Source organism: Prevotella dentasini JCM 15908, assembly GCF_000614065.1.
Taxonomy (GTDB): domain Bacteria; phylum Bacteroidota; class Bacteroidia; order Bacteroidales; family Bacteroidaceae; genus Prevotella; species Prevotella dentasini.
Genome location: NZ_BAKG01000007.1, coordinates 80,282 through 99,289 on the forward strand (window position 1 = coordinate 80,282; position 19,008 = coordinate 99,289).

General features: G+C 51.2%; 12 protein-coding genes, 1 tRNA gene and 2 pseudogenes. 5 read left to right on the forward strand and 10 right to left on the reverse strand.

Annotation, left to right across the window (positions count from 1 at the left end):
• Positions 1-135 precede the first annotated feature (135 nt).
• Positions 136-1,398, reverse strand: coding sequence for a transcription termination factor NusA (nusA, locus tag JCM15908_RS05020; protein ID WP_025002522.1), 1,263 nt, complete (start codon positions 1,396-1,398; stop codon positions 136-138).
• A gap of 4 nt (positions 1,399-1,402) precedes the next feature.
• Complete coding sequence (gene rimP / locus JCM15908_RS05025; protein WP_025002523.1) at positions 1,403-1,870, reverse strand: ribosome assembly cofactor RimP; 468 nt, start codon at positions 1,868-1,870, stop codon at positions 1,403-1,405.
• Positions 1,871-2,274: 404 nt separating this feature from the next.
• On the opposite strand from rimP, the gene JCM15908_RS05030 reads away from it, so the two are divergent.
• Positions 2,275-3,186, forward strand: coding sequence for a glycosyltransferase family 2 protein (locus tag JCM15908_RS05030; RefSeq protein ID WP_148295525.1), 912 nt, complete (start codon positions 2,275-2,277; stop codon positions 3,184-3,186).
• A 140-nt stretch (positions 3,187-3,326) separates the two neighbouring features.
• Here JCM15908_RS05030 and ung read toward each other — a convergent pair.
• The 3 genes and pseudogenes from ung to JCM15908_RS05045 all read right to left on the reverse strand — a co-directional run bounded on the left by ung (position 3,327) and on the right by JCM15908_RS05045 (position 7,249).
• Positions 3,327-3,990, reverse strand: a pseudogene (gene ung, locus JCM15908_RS12420) (uracil-DNA glycosylase).
• Between the two features lie 362 nt (positions 3,991-4,352).
• A complete protein-coding gene (gene gpmI, locus JCM15908_RS05040) occupies positions 4,353-5,873 on the reverse strand; it encodes a 2,3-bisphosphoglycerate-independent phosphoglycerate mutase (RefSeq protein WP_025002525.1) in 1,521 nt (506 codons plus the stop codon).
• Positions 5,874-6,052: 179 nt separating this feature from the next.
• The gene (locus JCM15908_RS05045; protein ID WP_025002526.1) at positions 6,053-7,249 is read right to left on the reverse strand and encodes an SGNH/GDSL hydrolase family protein; all 1,197 of its coding nucleotides are present in this window, start codon (positions 7,247-7,249) and stop codon (positions 6,053-6,055) included.
• 857 nt (positions 7,250-8,106) lie between these two features.
• On the opposite strand from JCM15908_RS05045, the gene JCM15908_RS05050 reads away from it, so the two are divergent.
• A complete protein-coding gene (locus JCM15908_RS05050) occupies positions 8,107-9,789 on the forward strand; it encodes a S41 family peptidase (protein WP_025002527.1) in 1,683 nt (560 codons plus the stop codon).
• 178 nt (positions 9,790-9,967) lie between these two features.
• Here JCM15908_RS05050 and JCM15908_RS05055 read toward each other — a convergent pair.
• The 4 genes from JCM15908_RS05055 to JCM15908_RS05070 form a co-directional block, all read right to left on the reverse strand.
• Positions 9,968-10,041, reverse strand: a tRNA-Asn gene (locus JCM15908_RS05055).
• 232 nt (positions 10,042-10,273) lie between these two features.
• The gene (locus tag JCM15908_RS05060) at positions 10,274-10,879 is read right to left on the reverse strand and encodes an aminotransferase class IV (RefSeq protein WP_025002528.1); all 606 of its coding nucleotides are present in this window, start codon (positions 10,877-10,879) and stop codon (positions 10,274-10,276) included.
• A complete protein-coding gene (locus tag JCM15908_RS05065) occupies positions 10,863-11,846 on the reverse strand; it encodes an aminodeoxychorismate synthase component I (RefSeq protein ID WP_025002529.1) in 984 nt (327 codons plus the stop codon). The genes JCM15908_RS05060 and JCM15908_RS05065 overlap by 17 nt, the downstream gene beginning before the upstream one ends.
• Positions 11,847-11,920: 74 nt before the next feature.
• Positions 11,921-12,517, reverse strand: coding sequence for an HD domain-containing protein (locus JCM15908_RS05070; RefSeq protein ID WP_025002530.1), 597 nt, complete (start codon positions 12,515-12,517; stop codon positions 11,921-11,923).
• Positions 12,518-12,730: 213 nt separating this feature from the next.
• Between JCM15908_RS05070 and JCM15908_RS05080 the strand changes: the two genes are divergently transcribed.
• Positions 12,731-13,678: a Gfo/Idh/MocA family protein gene (locus JCM15908_RS05080; RefSeq protein WP_025002531.1), complete on the forward strand. Its 948-nt coding sequence runs from the start codon at positions 12,731-12,733 to the stop codon at positions 13,676-13,678.
• 212 nt (positions 13,679-13,890) lie between these two features.
• Here JCM15908_RS05080 and JCM15908_RS05085 read toward each other — a convergent pair whose 3' ends face one another.
• Positions 13,891-14,385 (reverse strand): hypothetical protein, encoded by a 495-nt coding sequence (locus tag JCM15908_RS05085; RefSeq protein WP_025002532.1) that lies wholly within the window; start codon positions 14,383-14,385, stop codon positions 13,891-13,893.
• Positions 14,386-14,530: 145 nt separating this feature from the next.
• On the opposite strand from JCM15908_RS05085, the pseudogene JCM15908_RS12425 reads away from it, so the two are divergent.
• Positions 14,531-16,182, forward strand: a pseudogene (locus tag JCM15908_RS12425) (glycogen/starch synthase).
• Between the two features lie 94 nt (positions 16,183-16,276).
• Positions 16,277-18,835: an alpha-glucan family phosphorylase gene (gene glgP / locus JCM15908_RS05095; RefSeq protein WP_025002533.1), complete on the forward strand. Its 2,559-nt coding sequence runs from the start codon at positions 16,277-16,279 to the stop codon at positions 18,833-18,835.
• Positions 18,836-19,008 lie beyond the last annotated feature (173 nt).

Sequence of the window (19,008 nt, forward strand, 5' to 3'; positions counted from 1 at the left end):
AACTTTATTTTTCGGTGTTGGGTGTTGGATGTTGGGTGTTGAAGAGTTATGTGGTTTTGGTGTTCCGAACATGGGAGTTGGGGACGGTCACACCCGTTAGCCACCCCTCAACAGCCATCACCCACCTGCTGTCACCTATTGTTCAAACTCCGCCTTCAGTATCTTCAGTATGCCATCAACGGTCTCTTCTTCCAAGTCAGCCTTTTCTATCAGCATCTCACGAGGAGCGTTAAGCACCTGCCGGGCAGTATCCAGACCGATGCCCTTGATGGCATCAATAACCCATCCGTCAATTTCATCGGAGAATTCGTCCAAATAAATATCTTCCTCCGAATCCTGTTCATTGAGTTCACGGAACACGTCAATGGTATATCCAGTCAGCATACTGGCAAGTTTGATATTCATACCGCCACGGCCAATAGCGAGGCTGACTTCCTCCGGCTGAAGGTACACCTCCGCTTTTTTCTCTTCCTCATTGATGTTCAAACTGCTGACCTTTGCCGGCGACAATGCACGCTGAATGAACAATTTTGTATTGTCAGTCCAGTTGATGACATCAAGATTTTCATTGCAAAGTTCGCGCACAATACCATGAACACGGCTACCGCGCACACCTACGCAGGCACCTACTGGATCTATGCGTTCGTCGAAGCTCTCTACAGCAATCTTCGCACGCTCACCCGGCATACGGGCAATCTTGCGGATGGCAATAAGTCCTTCGTTAATTTCAGGTACTTCGGCTTCAAGCAGACGCTGCAAGAATTCCGGGGCTGTACGGGAGAGGATTATCTTCGGATTATTGTTCTCATTATCTACACGCAGAATGACCGCACGAACCGTCTCGCCCTTACGGTACTGGTCGTGGGGAATCTGTTCACTTTTCGGCAAAATCAGCTCATTGTTTTCATCGTCCACGAGCAACACTTCACGCTTCCAAGTCTGATAAACCTCGGCAGAGATAATCTGACCGACACGATCCTTATAACGGTTATAGAGAGAGTCGTGTTCCAGTTCGAGTATCTTCGAAGCCAATGTCTGACGAAGATTGAGGATAGCACGGCGGCCGAACTTGTTGAAGTCCACTTTTTCGCTCACGTCCTCTCCTACCTCGTAGTCAGGTTCTATGCTTTGTGCATCTTTCAGACTGATTTCCTTATTTTCATCCTGCACCTCACCGTCTGCTACGACGACGCGGTTACGGTAGATTTCGAAGTCGCCCTTGTCAGGGTTCACAATGACGTCGAAGTTCTCGTCGCTGCCGAATATCTTTGCAAGCACGTTGCGAAAGCTCTCTTCCAACACGCTCACCAACGTTGTACGATCGATACTCTTGGTGTCCTTGAACTCCTTGAAGGTCTCAATCATATTCGGACGCTCTTCTTCTACTTTTCTTGCCATAGTTTTACTTGAAACTTATTATGTATTTTGTATATTTTACTTCATCCATCTTGTACAGATGGTCTACGTCCATTTTTACCGGCCGCTTCTTTCCTTCCACCTGTACTTTTTCGTTGACCGACACGACAAAGTTGTTGCCGTCAACACTCTTGAGAATACCTTTCACCTTCTTTCCGTCCTTGTCAAGTACTTCCACTTCCTTCCCGACAAAGATTTCATACTGGCGAGGAACCTTGAAAGGTTGCCCGAGACCTGCCGACCCCACTTCGAGTTCGTAGTCTTCCTCGTCGCGAGAGAGATGATCCTCAATATATTTGCTCAATTCTACGCAGTCTTCAATCCAAACCCCATCGGCATGGTCAATTTCTACGACAATTTTATCATCAGAACCCAGCTGAATGTCAACCAAGAAATACTCCTTGCCCTCCAGCCATTCGTCAACTAACTTCTTTACAACGTTTTTATCTATCATACGCGTTTTAATATGAAAAATGAGGGACTTTCGCAAAGCCCCTCATTCCTCTGAACGTTGCAAAGTTACGAATAAATCTTCATCTTTCCAAATCTTTGTTTGCTTTTCTTTTGATATTTCCCCAAATATACCTGAATCGGCACATTCCGGACATATCTATCAGTAAAGATAACAAAAAATCAGGAGAAACTATCACCTATAAAACAAAATATACAAGGAAAAAACGTTATCTTTGCAACATCCAACTGCCACCGTTCTTGGCAGGAACCGTCAAGGCAGGAGCCTTTGCGTGGGCAATATCATCGGACAGCCTCCACAGGCCACCATTAAAAGAGGACAGAAACTCTCCGGGCAAGCCAACAAAGTCTGCCGAAGAAAAGACCGTAATAAACCGTCATACATATATGGACCATCTCCTATCCATCGTAATTCCCGTCTACAACGTTGCACCGACACTGCCCCGTTGCCTGAACAGCATTGCCCGGTACGGAGCAGACTATCAGACTATTCTCGTAGACGACGGGGCAACCGACGACAGCGGACGCATCTGCGACGAATGGGCAGCAAAACAAAGGGCACTCGGAGCCTGCGTAGAAGTAGTACACCAAAAGAACGGCGGACTCAGCGAGGCACGCAATGCAGGGATAGAACGGGCAACAGCAGAGTTCATTACATTTATCGATTCCGACGACTATGTCGACGAGGGCATATACGAACAGGCACGCCGACTGCTAACGCCAGATACAGATATTCTTGAGTTCGGCGTCATTAAGGAAAAAGGGAACGGCACGGAAAAGCTATCCTTCACCACACAAACTTTCACTTCCCTGTCCGACTACTGGCTCATGGGGCATGCATATCAGCACACCTACGCATGGAACAAAATCTACCGACGCAGCCTGTTCGACGAAATCCGCTATCCGGCCGGAAAGGTCTTTGAGGACATCTTGACTCTTCCGTACTTGGTGAAACGCGCACGACAGGTCAAAACCTGCCCGTTGGGCTTCTATCATTACTGCATCAATCCCAACGGCATCACGGGTTCGGCCAAGGGCGAGGAGTGGCGTGTATTGCTAAAGGCTCATCTTGACAGCTACTGCCTGATATCCGAACAGATTGCCAACTACCCCACTGCCGAACAGACCATATACTATGCCGACCTGCTGAACATTCAGCTACAGGAGCATCTGCTCACAGGCGACCCACCCGAAGAAATCAATTACCGCCTTTCCATACGGCATAGCCCCTACAAAGCGAAAGCACTGCTCTACCATCTCATAGGGGTAAAAGGCTTTGCCGCCTCATTAGCTTTCTAAAAACAAGGAAATAGAAAGCCTCATCCATCAAAAAAACAGCCGGCCTCATTAATACAGCATGCCCGAGACTTCCTTTCAACACAAACCATAACATCATGCTGCCTGCCCGAGAAACGGACAGGCGGCATGAGCGTTACGACCTACCACTCTATGGGAACTTTCCCCTGTTCCGACAGATAAGAGTTACAACGCGAGAACTGGTGCTGCCCGAACCATCCGCCACGGTTGGCGGAAAGCGGAGAAGGGTGTACGCTTTCGAGCACTAAGTGGCGTTGCTGGTCAATGAGGTATTTCTTGGAACGGGCAAAGCCCCCCACAGCATGAACACAAGGTGGTCGCGCCCGTCGCTGAGTGCCTGATGGCCGCATCGGTAAACGTACCCCACCCTATACGCTGATGGCTATTGGCAAGATGGGCACGCACGGTCAGCGTGGCATTAAGCAACAACACGCCCTGCGACGCCCAACGGGTAAGGTCGCCCGACTGCGGAATGGGCTTACCGAGGTCTTGCTCTATCTCTTTATATATATTAATGAGAGATGGCGGCAACATAACTCCTTCGGGAACGGAAAAGCTCAGGCCCATTGCCTGACCGGGTTCATGATAGGGGTCTTGTCCGATTATGACCACCTTCACCTTGTCGAACGGACAGAGGTTGAAGGCATTGAAGATGAGCCGGCCCGGCGGATAGCAGGTCTGCTGCCTGTACTCCTGCCTTACAAGAGCTGCAAGCTGGCTGAAATAGGGCTTTTCAAACTCCGCCCCCAAATGTTCCTTCCAAGAAGGCTCGATGTCTACTTTCATAGGGCAATGTATCTTGTTTGCTGCAAAAATACGACAAAGCAGCGAGACAGGCAAGAAAAGCGGAGTAGAATAACCACCACATTTCAACATTATGCCCGCCTCGCCCGTCTTTCTCTTATCCACTACCGACGATTGTCGTCTGTCTCCAATTCCTGCCGAAAATAGTTTTTTTGCAAACCCGGAAGCTTTTGGGAACACACTTGGGAACTTTTCCTGCTCCTTCTTCAAGGAATTACCGGACAGCGCGCCTATGAGCCTCATATTCCCACTTCGCAAGAAAAACCGGAAAATATAGCCACAAAGTATCCGAAAAAGGGCGAAGCCTACAGCTCCGCCCTTCCCATATAGTCTCTCTGAAGAGATTATTTGTCCTCTATCAGATTCTCGCCCGTCATGTCGGCCGGCTGCTCCAAGCCCATGATATGGAGGATGGAGGGGGCCACGTCTGCCAAGCGGCCATCCCTGACACGTGCCGAGTTGTTGTCGGTAACGTAGATGAAGGGAACGGGGTTCAGCGAATGGGCCGTGTTGGGCGAACCATCCGGATTGACGGCATTGTCGGCATTGCCGTGGTCGGCAATGATAATGGCCTCATAGTCGTTGGCCTTTGCGGTCTCAATGACCTCCTTCACGCATTGGTCTACCGCCCATACCGCCTTGGCAATGGCATGGTAGACACCCGTATGGCCGACCATATCGCCATTGGCAAAGTTCACGACGATGAAATCGTACTCCTGTGTCTTGATGGCACCGACGAGTTTGTCCTTCACCTCATAGGCACTCATCTCCGGCTTGAGGTCGTAGGTTGCCACCTTCGGCGAAGCCACAAGGATACGGTCTTCGCCCTCATAAGGCTGCTCGCGTCCACCGTTGAAGAAGAATGTAACGTGTGCATACTTCTCGGTTTCGGCAGTATGGAGCTGCTTCTTACCCTGCTTGCTCAGGTATTCGCCCAGTGTATTCATCACGTTCTCTTTCGGGAAGAGGACGTGAACACCCTTGAAGTTGGCATCATACGGCGTCATGCAGTAGTACTGCAAGTCCTTGACGGTGTGCATGCCTTCCTCCGGCATGTCCTGTTGCGTGAGCACCTGCGTCAGTTCCTTGGCACGGTCGTTGCGGAAGTTGATGAAGATAACGACGTCGCCTTCCTGAACCGTACCGTCAACGGCAGAGTTCGTGATAGGCTTGATGAACTCGTCGGTAACCCCTTCGGCATAACTTTCCTCTATGGCCTTTACCATATCGGCAGCCTGTTTGCCCTTAGCCTCGACGAGAAGGTCGTATGCCTCCTTGACGCGATTCCAGCGTTTGTCGCGGTCCATGGCGTAGAAGCGTCCGATGACCGAAGCAATGTGCGCACCATTCGCATCGCATGCCTTCTGGATGTCGGCAACAAAGCCTGCACCGCTCTTCGGGTCGGTGTCGCGTCCGTCCATGAAGCAGTGAACGTAAACGTCTTTCAGATTATATTCCCTGCCTATCTCAATGAGCTTGAAGAGATGGTCGAGCGAAGAGTGTACGCCACCGGCAGAGGTCAGTCCCATCAGGTGAAGTTTCTTTCCCGTCTTCTGCGCATAGCTGTAGGCATTGACTACCTGTTCATTCTTCAGGATGTCGCCGCTCTCGCAGGCCTTGTTGATTTTCACAAGATCCTGATAAACCACACGGCCGGCACCTATATTGAGGTGCCCTACCTCCGAGTTGCCCATCTGTCCGTCGGGCAGACCCACGTTCTCGCCCGATGCTTCGAGCTGCGAATGAGCCGAAACCGCATTCAGGTAGTCAAGATAAGGAGTTGGTGTATGATAGATTACGTCGCCTTCACCATGCTTTCCGATTCCCCAACCGTCGAGAATCATCAATAGAGCTTTCTTTGCCATAATTATTCTATTTCAGTTTTTATTATATTAATATACAATCTTTCTGCAAAGGTATGTATTTTCCGCTGACCTGCCAAACGGGAAACGGAAATAATTAGCCTGCGTCTCCGAAACTTAACATAGGTCATTCTGCCACGAGAACAAGCCTCTGACAATCAAACGGAAAGAATAACGGGCCGTCAATTGTCGGCCGCCAACACCCTTGCAGCATATTCTCCCATCTGCCGGTAGCCTAGCGGGTTGGGATGAAGCCAGTCGCCACACTGCCATTCCCGGCGGAGCTGGTCGGGTGCAGAGGGGTCGCGCATCAGGGCGTCGAAGTCAAGGACACCGTCCAGTTCGCCTGTCGTGCGAATCCAGTCGTTCACCTGCCTGCGCGCCGCATCGCGTGCCTCGGTGTAATATCCCCTGCATCCGCGGAAGGGCATGATCGTACCGCCAAAGACGCGCAGCCCGCGGGCATGGGCTTTCTGTATCATCTTCTGATACTCGGCAATGAGCTGACGGGCCGTCTCACCGGGATTGGCCGTAGTACCGAGGTCGTTGATTCCCTCGAAGACGACCACATCGCGCACGCCCCGTTGCGCGAGGATGTCGCGGTCGAAGCGGTCTCGGGCCGCCTCGCCCAGTCCGACACTCAGCACGCGGTTGTTGCCGATGCCGAGATTGAGCACGCCCGTAGGTCTCGCCTTGCGGTGTGGAGCATTGAGAACGTCCGACATGATGTCGGGCCATCGGTCTTGCCCGTTGGTGGTTGAGGCTTTCCCGTCGGTGATGCTATTGCCGATGATGGCTACCGATGCCGCCTCGGCGTGCACTACGTCAATGGCAGCAATATTGAACCAGTGGTCTTCGCGGAACGCCTTGCCGAAACGGGTGGCAGGGGTCGTCAGACCACGCATGATATAAGACGTGGTGCGCGACCCCATGTGCACGGTGGGCAGTGCCGGTGCGCGATAGTAGTTGATGGTGATGGCGACGCGCTCCATCGGCTCGAGGCGGAACTTCAGTTCGTCGGAGAATACCGACTGCCCGGCAGGTATCGTTACCGATCGTCTGCCCGAAAAGTGGAGATACCGGGCAGAAAGGCGGTGAATGGAGAAAGAGTCAGTGGAATGGGCTATATATACGCTTCGGATTTCGACGGGCTGCGACGAAAAGACGTTGCTCAACTGAAGACGGACAGCCTCTCCGCCAATGCTGACCTTGACTATCTGACGGACGGAGCGGTCGGACATATTGTTGTTGTAGGGCATGTACCGCTTGTCGACGGTTTGTGGCGCACACGCCCACGTGCCTACCCACCGCGGCTGCTGTGCATGGACGGTCAGAGCAATCATTGTCCAGAGGAGGAGCAATATCTTTTTTGTCGTCATTCGCGATTTCTTAATTGATGCTTTTGAGTTTTCTCCCTTTCATTGTCAGACAGACGGTTCGGACATACTGACAGAGGGAACAGGTGGCAAAAGTAGGCATTTCTGTCAGGATTCTACAATTATACAACCTTTTTTAATAAAGTTGCAACCCATGAACGAGACCGACGTCCGTCAGACAGGAGGAACGAAAGGAGCAACGTCTCTGTCAGAATGTACAGAATAAACGGGTTTCACAGCTTGGATATTCTTTTTATGACAAGCAAAATGCAGGGACGAACCACGTGTCTGTCCGCATCCGCATGTTTCGGACAGGCACGGGGCCTGTCCCTACGGGTTGATAGCTCTTTGCCAATCGCTGCCGGGTACTTCCTTATGAATTGGACAGAATGGGCATAATGAATAAATCTCTTCCCCATGCACATTCTGTCTTAAAACCTGCTTCTCCCGTCCAACAAGCCACTATCGCAATGCGAAAACGGCACTTTGACCGCACGAAAGGGGCTTGCTCGCATTGTGAAAACGGCACTTTCGCATGGGCATTTCTTATTTCCTGTCTATCAAGGACTTACAAATGACAAGATTACCATGCCACGGAGAGGCAATTACCATCCCCATGCCTGATAAGAAAACCGCAACAAGCGACGACGGGAAACAGAGCACATAACCCTTAAAAACACCAAGACGGGCAGTCTTCCAGCCTCTCAAACAGGACTTTCCGGGCATGGACAGGGATAGAGGAGAGAGGGGAAGAAACCGCACGGGGACGGAACGGGGATGATTTTATCTAATTTTCACGCATTATTCCTTTCTATTCCATAATAATAATGTAATTTTGCAATCCAAGCAATTAGTAAAGAATGAAAAGACTTTTTTTAGCCCTCGCCATCGCGCTACTTGGCTTCGGCATCACAGCCACGGCACAGACGAAAGACGACAAGGACCATAACTTCAAGGTGGCAAAGAATCTTGAGACGTTCACCGCCATCTACAAGTATCTTGATATCATGTATGTCGACACGCTGGATGCCGACGAAACCATCGGCAACGGGATAAAATCAATGCTCCGCTCGCTCGACCCCTACACGGTGTACTACCCTGCCGAAGACGTGAAAGACCTGAACATGATGATTTCGGGCAAGTATGCCGGCATCGGATCGATTATCCGCTACAACTTGGCACTGAAGCGCGTGGTCATTGACGAACCCTACGAGAACATGCCGGCTGCCGAGGCCGGACTCAGGATGGGAGACATTATTCTGTCCATCAACGACTCGTCGATGACGGACAAGGACGTCAGCTACGTCAGCAGCCGGCTGCGCGGAGATGCCGGGACGAGCTTTATCATAAAAATACAACGGCCCTCCACCGGCAAAACCATGAAGTTCAAACTCACCCGGCGCGCCATTCAGCTGCCTGCCGTGCCCTACTATGGCATGCAGGAGAACGGCATCGGGTATATCAACCTCAACTCGTTTACGACCGATTGCTCCAAGGATGTACGACGCGCCTTCCTCGACATGAAGCGTCAGGGCATGCAGTCGCTCGTGCTCGATCTGCGCAATAACGGAGGCGGCAGCCTGCAGGAGGCCGTCAACATCGTCAACATGTTCGTGCCGAAGGAGCTGACCCTCGTGAAGACCATCGGCAAACTGAGCCGCACCAACCGCGACTACAAGACCACGGTAGAGCCTATTGACACGGTGATGCCGATAGTAGTGCTCGTCAATGGCGAGACTGCAAGCTCCAGCGAGATAACAAGCGGAAGCCTGCAAGACCTCGACCGTGCCGTCATACTCGGAACACGAACCTACGGAAAGGGACTGGTACAGGCCCCGGTAGACCTGCCCTACAACGGCAATCTGAAGCTGACGACGGGCAGATACTACATTCCGAGCGGACGCTGCATACAGGCTATCAACTACAAACATACGCGCGGAGGATACATGGAACACGTGCCCGACTCGCTGACGAAGGTTTTCTATACAGCCGGTGGGCGCGAGGTGCGCGACGGAGGAGGCATCAAGCCCGACCTTGAGGTACAGCCCGACTCGCTTCCGAACATAGCCTACTACCTCGCCTCAACGGGAAGAGACTCTACGGAGGTGATGCTGAACTGGGAACTAAAGTACATCAAGAACCACCCGACCATCGCTCCTGCCAAGGACTTCCTCATCTCGGATGAAGACTACGAAGACTTCAAGCAGGCTGTACTGAAGAGCGGCTTCAAGTATGACCGTGAAAGCAAGAAGCTGATGGAAACGCTCGTGAAGCTGGCTAAGTTTGAAGGCTACTATGACGACGCACAGGCAGAGTTCGACGCCTTGGAAAAGAAACTCAGCCACAATCTGGCGAAGGACTTGGAGTATAATAAAAAGACCCTGAGACAGGTGCTCACGGCCGACCTCGTTGCCGCCTACTACTATCAGCGTGGTGCACTGGAGAACAGCCTGCAGTTCGACAAGCAATGGAAGAGGGCCGTCGAGCTGCTCAACAATGCCGAAGAATACCGCCAGCTCCTCCTGCCGAAGAAGAAGGCGTAGCATCAGGCTTCACCGCCATACAACAAAGAAGACGGTTTCCCGTGCAGAATACAACATGGGAAACCGTCTTTCTTATTTCTTCCGCCCCATTTCCGCTTTGCCTGCATCTTGTATTTGACAAGCCCGGAGGGGGATATAAAACAAAAAAGGAACTACCGAAGTAATTCCTTTTCTCGTGCGCTCCAGGATGGGCTTGAACCAACGACCCCCTGATTAACAGTCAGGTGCTCTAACCAACTGAGCTACTGAAGCAGTGTTGCTTTCCCTTGTAAGCGGTTGCAAAGGTAGCATGATTTTTCCGAACCGCCAAACTTTTCAGGAAAAACTTTTGTATAAACCATATCTTTTTTACTCCATAATCGTGCCAAAATAACTCCGGCAAACATTCAGAGCATCCATAAACTGCTGTTGTTTCGCCACTTAGGGGCAGGTACAAACACAAAGTGAACCTTTCGGTACAGAATTATCGTCATCAGGGAAACGCTCATCGCAGAGCTGTCATAATCTGTTCTACAGGGACTATCAGCTGACCCAAATCCATCATGGCATTGAATAGGCTGACCGAACGGAACGAGGAAATGTCCTCTAACCGTACTTCTCGCTCAACAATCGAGCCGTCCGCCAACAGCCGTCCGCGCATCGTGCCCGACAGCAGAGGGGTATCCGGAGTAATCCATCGGCTGCCGTCGAAGAACGCCACGTTCGTATACGACGTATCGGTAACGCATCCTTTCCTGACGATTAAGACTTCGTCGCAATTTCCGCGTTGCGCTGCCAGACGGTCAAGCTGCGAGCGGTCTGCCCGTTTCAGGGGATACGCTATGTCATCGTCAGCTACCACACGGAGCGAACGGATGTCCCTGACCCTATACGGACGGCAGTCTACACGGCCGAAACCATTCTCGCCATATTCAAAATGAAACTTTGCTGTGCCATTCGGAATCTCCACCTGCGCCATCAGCTCCTCCCAAGGAACCGCTGCTTCCTGCCATCCGGATAGCCACCGGGTGCGTGCCACCCTTGCCTCATGGCAGGAACGGTGCTGCACTACACCGTCTATCAGTCTTACAGTCTCAATAAATGGGAACATAAACCTTTTCTATTACCTCGCTGTATTCGTCGTCGTTGTTGCTTTGGGCAGTGATTCCGCCACCGGCCTTATAGTATAATTGCCCGTCCTCCAAATCGATAAAGCGAATCATCACCGCACTGTCTATCACGCCATCGGCGCAATATCCCATCACGCCCGTATAGAAACCGCGGTCGTAACCTTCCGCTTCGGCAATGATTTCCACCGTCTTTGGCTTTGGCGCACCCGTTATCGAACCTGCCGGAAGAAGCCTGAACAGCAGTTCGCCGACGTGGCTGCGGTAATGGGCAGAAAGGTTTCCCGATATTTCCGAACTGGTTTGGAGTATTTCTCCCTTGTTAGTCTTCAGCCGGTCTACATACCGGTATCTGTCCACATGCACATGGTCGGCAACCATACTGAGGTCATTGCGTATCAGATCTACTATCGTAGCGTGCTCGGCAGCCTCCTTCGGATTCTCCATCAGTGCCAATTCCGCATCAGGCAGTGTGGCGTCTATCGTCCCTTTCATCGGATATGAACTGATAGTTCCTTCCTTTACACGGACGAATATCTCGGGGGAGAAGCAGACAAACTGCCCTTTCACCCAACAGCGGTAAAGAGCCTTCGACCTCAGAAAGATGTCGCGCATGGACAGATTCGTCGACACGGGAACACGGCAGGTAAGATTGGCCAAATAGCTGTTTCCCTCCCGCTGGTTCTTCTTCACGTAGTTGATGCTCCGCTCATAGCTTTCACGAGAGGGGGGGACGAAGTCCCATTCCACGGCAACATCCTTGCAGACAGCCCCCACAGGTACATTCTCCATGCCGGGGAAGGCATAGAGCAGCTCCTCGCTGTCCACCTCGTCGGCAGGTTCAACGTAGGCCCGTTGCCCGTCGTAGCTGATAATGAAGACAAAAGCCCTATCGGCTTCTGCCAACTGGTTCATTCTCTCAACAGCTTCTTTTCTATAATAGGTTTTCATTCGGTTGTTCCTTAGGTTCCACCCCTTATTTTTTCCCTTCCGCAACTGGGCGGCAAAGGGAGCGGTCAGCTCCATCATCGCTGCATGTCTTTGGGTTCGGTTGTCCATTCTACCAGATTCCATGCAAAGGGGAGCAGCTTCCGGGCTTCGTCCGTGCGGAGAAAGGTCGGGTCAAGCCCCCACGGGCCGAGGCGGAAGCGGTCGAGTGCATCAGCATCCTTGAAGATGTTGTATGTCTGACGGAAGGAATCAGCCTGTTCGGAATAATGCTCCTGAATATAGGCGAGTCCCTCCTCATCGCTGCAGTCGTGGAAACGGATGGCCGTGTACGTCTCGGGCAGTAAGTGAAGGCGGCTGCCGGCACAATAATCGCAATAGTATTCGGCAGCGCGCAAGCCATGTCCGTGGTCGAGATAGTTGTCCTTACGACGTGTATCGTGGAAGATGGCGGCATGACAGAGCGGCAGTGTCTCCCAGTAATTCAGTCCCCGCATTTCGGCTATCTTCAGACAAAGCAGCAGGACACGGTCGCAGTGGCTCTCGGTATGAATGTCGAATCCACCGTCAAGCTGCCAAAATTCAACGGAAGCGTGCATCAGCTCCGACCAATAGCCGAAGCTCTCCCTGACATTCTTCGATTCCCGTCGCAGTATTTGTTTCCAAGTCTTCATAGTTTATGCCGTTTCTGATGACAGACAGGTATGCCGGCAGAAGCTGACAGACGAATCCCGACGCGGCCACCTCTCGTGATTTGGGCCTCCATCTCATCCGCTTTATCATGCTTCCGCTTGGCTTCCATGGTACAAAATTAGACTTTTCCCTTGTTTCCTGCAATATTTTCACTATATTTGTTCCATAAAATAATTCCGCAATCACAACCCCTTATGAAAATCAGCATAATAGGAACAGGCATGATAGCCAACGAGACGGCAGGCGTGCTACGGCACGAAGCCCGGGGCATCACCATCAGCAGCATCTGTGCCCACAGCAATACGGAGAGGGCAATACAAATGGCTGACAAATTCCATATTAATAAGGTGTACGACGACTACGCTGAACTGCTCCGTTCAGACGATTGCGATTTCGTCTACATCGCCCTTGCCAATACCGCCCACTATGCCCATGCCAAGGCGGCACTGGAGGCAGGCAGAAACGTGATAGTGGAGAAGCCCATCACCATAACCTACCCCGAAGCTGCCGGACTTGTTGGTCTCGCCCGGGAGAAAGGGCTGTTTCTCTTCGAAGCTATGTCGCTCCTGCACACGCCCAACTTCGAATGGATGAAGTCGCAACTCCCAAAAGTCGGCCCCGTCCGGCTGATACAGGCTAACTTCTCTCAATATTCAAGCCGCTACGACCGCTATCTCCGTGGCGACATAGCACCATCATTCAATCCCGGATGCGGCGGAGGCGCACTGATGGACCTGAACATCTACAATCTCAATGCCGTCATCGGACTCTTCGGGAAACCCCAACACACAGCCTACTTTCCCAACCGCGGATACAACGGCATAGATACTTCGGGGGTTGTCCTCCTTGACTATGGCGACAAGAAAGCCGTCTGCACGGCGGCAAAAGACTCTTCCAGCCCCTCCTATCTGACCATTCAAGGCGAAAAAGGCTACCTGAAAATGACAGGAACACCCAACGAATTTGCCTCCGTAGAACTGCATACGGCAGACGACTCTCACACTTTCAATCTCAACCAATACTCTTCCCGGCTGACGCACGAGTTCATGGCGTTCAAGGATATGTGGGAACGGAACGACCACGATGCCATGGAAACATATCAGAACATTTCGCTCAAAGTGATGGAAACACTTAGTTTTTAGATTACAGAGACAAAAAAGAAAGATGGCTGCTACTCATCAATGCCCCCTCATGCTGCCTTTCAAGTTGGCAATGGGCCGTATGCCATCCACAAACAGCCTTTGGGACAGGTTTCTGCCGACGAAACCATTATACGAGACGACTTCGGGAAACTGGTGGCGGAGATACCTGCATACAAAAAGACAGGCTTACACGCTTTTATAGGACACAAACTTTACTTCTTCTGCTGCTTGACCAATATGAGTTTTTTGGGAATCTTAACCCATTTCTTATTGACGACAATTCTTATGGTGCTGCCAGAAAGCTGTTCAAGAATGTAGGAGCCGTCAGGGGCATAGGTAAGTCTTGCGGTCAGGTCTTCACTTCCGTAATCGTTGATGATAGTAAGCGTTGCAGAGTTTTCTGATATGGTTACGTCGGAAATAATCCATTTGCGTGTATCTCTTTTTGCACCAAAGTAGCCGGGAACTTCTCCGAATATTTCCTGATTGGGAACGAGAATATTCTTCTTGTTGAAGTTAATGTCCATCCATACCTGATATTCTGTATTCTCCAAATGCCCTTGAAAGGTTGTGCTGTCGTTGCCTGAAGGGATTGTTCCCGTTTGGAGTTGGCCTGTATTGCAAATATGAGAAAGTGCCTGTCCTCCCGATGCGAACACAGGAGACTGCAAAATAGCAGACATGACTATAAATATTAGTTGTTTCATGTTCATAAGTGTTTGATATGTGCAAAGTTAATGATTTACCTCAATTTCTCGGCATTGTCAGATAAAAATGTATGGCTTATTGTTGTTGTTTCATCATTTTTATATTACCTTTGTGGCGATTGAATAGTGGTTTATAAGGATAAAGATGTTGTTTCCGGATTATATTTTTGAGACGAGTTGGGAAGTTTGTAATAAGGTAGGTGGGATTTATACCGTTCTCTCAACCAGAGCAAAGACTTTACAAGACAAGATGAAGGATCGTGTTATATTCTTGGGTCCTGATTGTTGGCACGAGAAGTCTAATCCATTTTTCATTGAAGACAAGAAACTTTTCCCGGCTTGGAAAGATAATGCAGCCAAGCAGGGAATCTTTGTCAAAACAGGACGTTGGAATATCCCCGGACAACCTGTTGCCATTCTTGTGGATTATCAGGGAGCATACGCCCGGAAAAACGAACTCTATGGCAGCCTGTGGCAGCTGTATCAGGTTGACAGCTTGCACGCATACGGCGACTATGACGAATCAGCCATGTTTGCATACGCGACGGCCAAGGTCGTTGAAAGTTTCTATAAGTTCTTTCTTGACGATACGAAGCAGGTGGTGTTCCATGCCAACGAATGGCAGACAGGCTTTGCCGCACTGATTCTTCAGCAGCTGCTCCCTCAGGTGGCTTCCGTCTTTACGACGCATGCTACTTGCATAGGCCGAAGTATTGCAGGCAACAACAAGCCCCTTTACGATTTCTTATGGGCGTATAATGGCGACCAGATGGCCAGTGAGCTGAATATGCAGAGCAAGCACTCCATAGAGAAACAAACTGCCCACAATGTCGATTGTTTCACGACGGTTAGCGACATTACCGCCCACGAGTGTCAGGAACTTCTTGACAAGCCGGTTGATATTGTTCTCCCGAATGGCTTCGAGAACGATTTTGTTCCCAAGGGTGCTGCTTTCACCAAGAAGCGCAAGGCTGCGCGTAAGCGTTTGCTTGATATAGCCAATGCTCTCATGGGTACGGACATCAGCGACGATGCTCTTATTGTTTCAACTAGCGGACGTTATGAATTTCGGAACAAGGGCATAGATGTCTTTATCGAAGCAATGAACCGGCTCAACTATGACGGCAATCTGAAGAAAGACGTCGTTGCTTTCATTGAAGTTCCGGGATGGGCAGGTGAGCCGCGCAAAGACCTTCTCGGACGGCTTGAAAGCGGAAAGCATTTCGACACACCGCTTGAGACACCGATGCTGACCCACTGGCTCAACAATATGTCTGACGACAATGTGATGAACCTCTTCCGGAATCTCAATATCAGGAACAGCCACGACGACAAGGTGAAGATTATATTCATTCCCTGCTATCTTATCGGAGATGACGGCATTGTCAATCTGCCTTATTATGATATGGTTTTGGGTAACGACCTCTGTGTCTACCCGTCTTATTACGAACCTTGGGGATATACTCCTCTTGAGGCGACAGCTTCAAGGTGCCTTGCATTACGACCGACCTCGCTGGTTTCGGCCTGTGGGCAAATGGTGTCAAGGGAGGAGGCAGCGAGATAGAAGATGGCGTCAAGGTTGTCCACCGCACCGATTACAACTATTGCGATGTAGCCGACGACATCAAGAATACCATTGCCGCCTACTCTTCCTTTCCGAAGGCAAAGGTTGCGAAATGTCGTTCCAATGCGGAGAAACTTTCCAAGAAAGCCCTTTGGAGCAAGTTTATCAGGTATTACGAGAAAGCATACCATATTGCCCTCACGCACAAGAATGAAAGAATGAACCATATATAAGTTTCCCGACTCTGCCGGCGGAAGGTGTCCTGCCTTTCCGCATCAGGCGGTCGAGTCCTTTTTACAAACAGATAATATAATCAAATCATAAGTTATGAAAATTAAATCTGATTATTCTAACGAACCCCGTTGGAAAGAGGTGAATATCAAGTCGAGCCTTCCGAAAGAGCTTGCCTGCCTCGACGAAATAGCTCACAACATGTGGTGGGCATGGAACTACGAAGCGCGCAATCTCTTCAAGAGCCTTGACGAAGACCTCTACGAAGAGGTCGGCCATAATCCCGTACTCCTCTTGGAGCGTTTGAGCTACGACCGCAAGGAGGCCATTGTTAAGGACAAGGCCGTGATGAAGAATGTCAAGGACGTTTACAAGAAGTTCACTGCCTATATGAGCGTGAAGCCTGATGCGAAGCGTCCGTCTGTAGCCTACTTCTGCATGGAGTTCGGGCTGAATCAGGTTCTCAAGATTTACTCTGGCGGCTTGGGCATGCTTGCAGGCGATTATCTTAAGGAGGCATCCGATTCGAATGTGGACCTCTGCGCAGTCGGTTTCCTCTATCGCTTCGGTTATTTCCGCCAGAGCCTCTCCATGGATGGCCAGCAGATAGCCAAGTACGACGCCCAGAACTTCAACTCGCTTCCTATTGAGCGCGTTCTTGACGAGAACGGCAATCAGGTGGTGGTAGATGTCCCCTACAGCAACTATCAGGTGCATGCCCTCGTATGGGCTGTCAATGTAGGCCGCATCAAGCTCTACCTGCTTGATACCGACAATGACATGAACTCCGAGTTTGACAAGCCCATCACCCACGCCCTCTACGGTGGCGACTGGGAGAACCGCATCAAGCAGGAGATACTTCTTGGCATCGGCGGTATGCTGACATTGAAGAAGCTCGGCATAAAGAAAGACATCTACCATTGCAACGAGGGCCACGCTGCCCTCTGCAACCTGCAGCGTCTGTGCGACTATATTGACGAAGGGCTTACCTTCAATCAGGCGATGGAGTTGGTACGCGCATCCTCGCTCTATACCGTCCACACTCCTGTACCGGCCGGACACGATTACTTCGACGAGGAACTTTTCGGCAAGTATATGGGTGCCTACCCTGCAAGGCTCGGCATCTCTTGGGACGAGTTTATCGGCATGGGCCGCACCAATCCCGAAGACCACAGCGAGCGTTTCTGCATGAGTACCTTTGCCTGCAACACCAGTCAGGAAATCAATGGCGTGTCCAGGCTCCACGGATGGGTCAGCCAGAAGATGTTTGCCCCGCTGTGGAAGGGCTACTTCCCCGAGGAGAACAGCGTAGGCTACGTTACCAACGGCGTACACCTGCCGACATGGACGGCTACCGAGTGGCGGAAGCTCTACGACAAGTACTTCGACAAGAGCTTCATGGAAGACCAGAGCAACGAGAGCATCTGGCACGCTATCTACGACGTTCCCGATGCAGAAATATGGGAGACGCGCATGGCACTGAAGCAGAAACTCATCAAGTATATCAGGGACAAGTTCACGCAGCAGTGGCTCCGCAATCAGGGCGACCCGGCCAAGGTGGTCTCCATTCTCGAGCGCATCAATCCGAACGCGCTGATGATTGGCTTCTGCCGCCGCTTCGCCACCTACAAGCGTGCGCACCTGCTCTTCACCGACCTTGAGCGTCTGGAGAAGATTGTCAGCAACCCGGAACGCCCGGTCCTGTTCTTCTTCTCCGGCAAGGCCCATCCGGCCGACGGTGCAGGTCAGGGGCTTATCAAGCGCATCTTCGAGATTTCGCGCATGCCGCAGTTCCTTGGCAAGATTATCTTCCTTGAGGACTACGACATGCAGCTTGCCCGCCGCCTTGTCTCGGGTGTTGATATTTGGATGAACACACCGACCCGTCCGCTTGAAGCAAGCGGCACGTCGGGCGAGAAGGCTGAGATGAACGGCGTGGTCAACCTGTCCGTACTCGACGGTTGGTGGGTAGAAGGCTATCGCGAGGGTGCCGGCTGGGCACTTCCCGAGAAGCGCACCTATCAAAATCAGGGTTATCAGGACCAGCTTGACGCGGCTACCATCTACAGCTTGCTTGAGAACGAGATTGTCCCGCTTTACTTCAACAAGGATGCCAAGAGGGGCTATTCGGAAGGCTGGGTAAAGGTTGTCAAGAACTCCATCGCTACCATCGCTCCCCATTACACGATGAAACGTCAGCTCGACGACTACTACGAGAAGTTCTACGAGAAGGAGGCGAAGCGTTTCAGCCGCCTTGCCGCCAACGACAACAAGCTCGCCAAGGAGATTGCTCTCTGGAAGGAGACGGTTGCGGAACGTTGGGAAAGCATCAGCGTTGCAGGAAAGGACGTTGACGCCCTGCAGGACGCCATCACTGGGCAGAAGGCTCGGCTCAGCTATACCATCGACGAGCAGGGATTGCAGGATGCTGTCGGCTTGGAGCTGGTAGTGCTCAACGCAGCCCCGGAAGGCGATATATCAGTTCACGAGGTCATCCCGTTCAAGCTCGCCAAGACCGAGGGCAACCTCCATACGTTTAACGTAGAGTTTGAGCCGGGCGAGGCAGGTGCCTACAAGTGCGCCGTCCGCATGTATCCCAAGAACGAACTCTTGCCGCACCGTCAGGACTTCTCCTACGTGAAGTGGCTTGACTAACATAGTCGCATAAGAAATTCATCATAACGGCAGCTCCCTTCTATGGATATAGAGGGGAGCTTTTTTGTTTTCCATTTCTTCTGTCATTCTGTCAGCCTTGGTAATGTGCTGACATGCAGTGGGCGAAGTGTTAAAAACCAATGACAGACTGACGGCAGTGCAGCTCCACGGAG

What these genes read in the sequence shown, in the direction of transcription:
- JCM15908_RS05080 (WP_025002531.1), top strand. Translation starts at nt 12,731, where the DNA reads ATGAAAATCAGCATAATAGGAACAGGCATGATAGCCAACGAGACGGCA.
- JCM15908_RS05085 (WP_025002532.1), bottom strand. Translation starts at nt 14,385, where the DNA reads ATGAAACAACTAATATTTATAGTCATGTCTGCTATTTTGCAGTCTCCT.
- JCM15908_RS05065 (WP_025002529.1), bottom strand. Translation starts at nt 11,846, where the DNA reads ATGAAAACCTATTATAGAAAAGAAGCTGTTGAGAGAATGAACCAGTTG.
- gpmI (WP_025002525.1), bottom strand. Translation starts at nt 5,873, where the DNA reads ATGGCAAAGAAAGCTCTATTGATGATTCTCGACGGTTGGGGAATCGGA.
- JCM15908_RS05050 (WP_025002527.1), top strand. Translation starts at nt 8,107, where the DNA reads ATGAAAAGACTTTTTTTAGCCCTCGCCATCGCGCTACTTGGCTTCGGC.
- JCM15908_RS05045 (WP_025002526.1), bottom strand. Translation starts at nt 7,249, where the DNA reads ATGACGACAAAAAAGATATTGCTCCTCCTCTGGACAATGATTGCTCTG.
- rimP (WP_025002523.1), bottom strand. Translation starts at nt 1,870, where the DNA reads ATGATAGATAAAAACGTTGTAAAGAAGTTAGTTGACGAATGGCTGGAG.
- glgP (WP_025002533.1), top strand. Translation starts at nt 16,277, where the DNA reads ATGAAAATTAAATCTGATTATTCTAACGAACCCCGTTGGAAAGAGGTG.
- JCM15908_RS05060 (WP_025002528.1), bottom strand. Translation starts at nt 10,879, where the DNA reads ATGTTCCCATTTATTGAGACTGTAAGACTGATAGACGGTGTAGTGCAG.
- JCM15908_RS05030 (WP_148295525.1), top strand. Translation starts at nt 2,275, where the DNA reads ATGGACCATCTCCTATCCATCGTAATTCCCGTCTACAACGTTGCACCG.
- JCM15908_RS05070 (WP_025002530.1), bottom strand. Translation starts at nt 12,517, where the DNA reads ATGAAGACTTGGAAACAAATACTGCGACGGGAATCGAAGAATGTCAGG.
- nusA (WP_025002522.1), bottom strand. Translation starts at nt 1,398, where the DNA reads ATGGCAAGAAAAGTAGAAGAAGAGCGTCCGAATATGATTGAGACCTTC.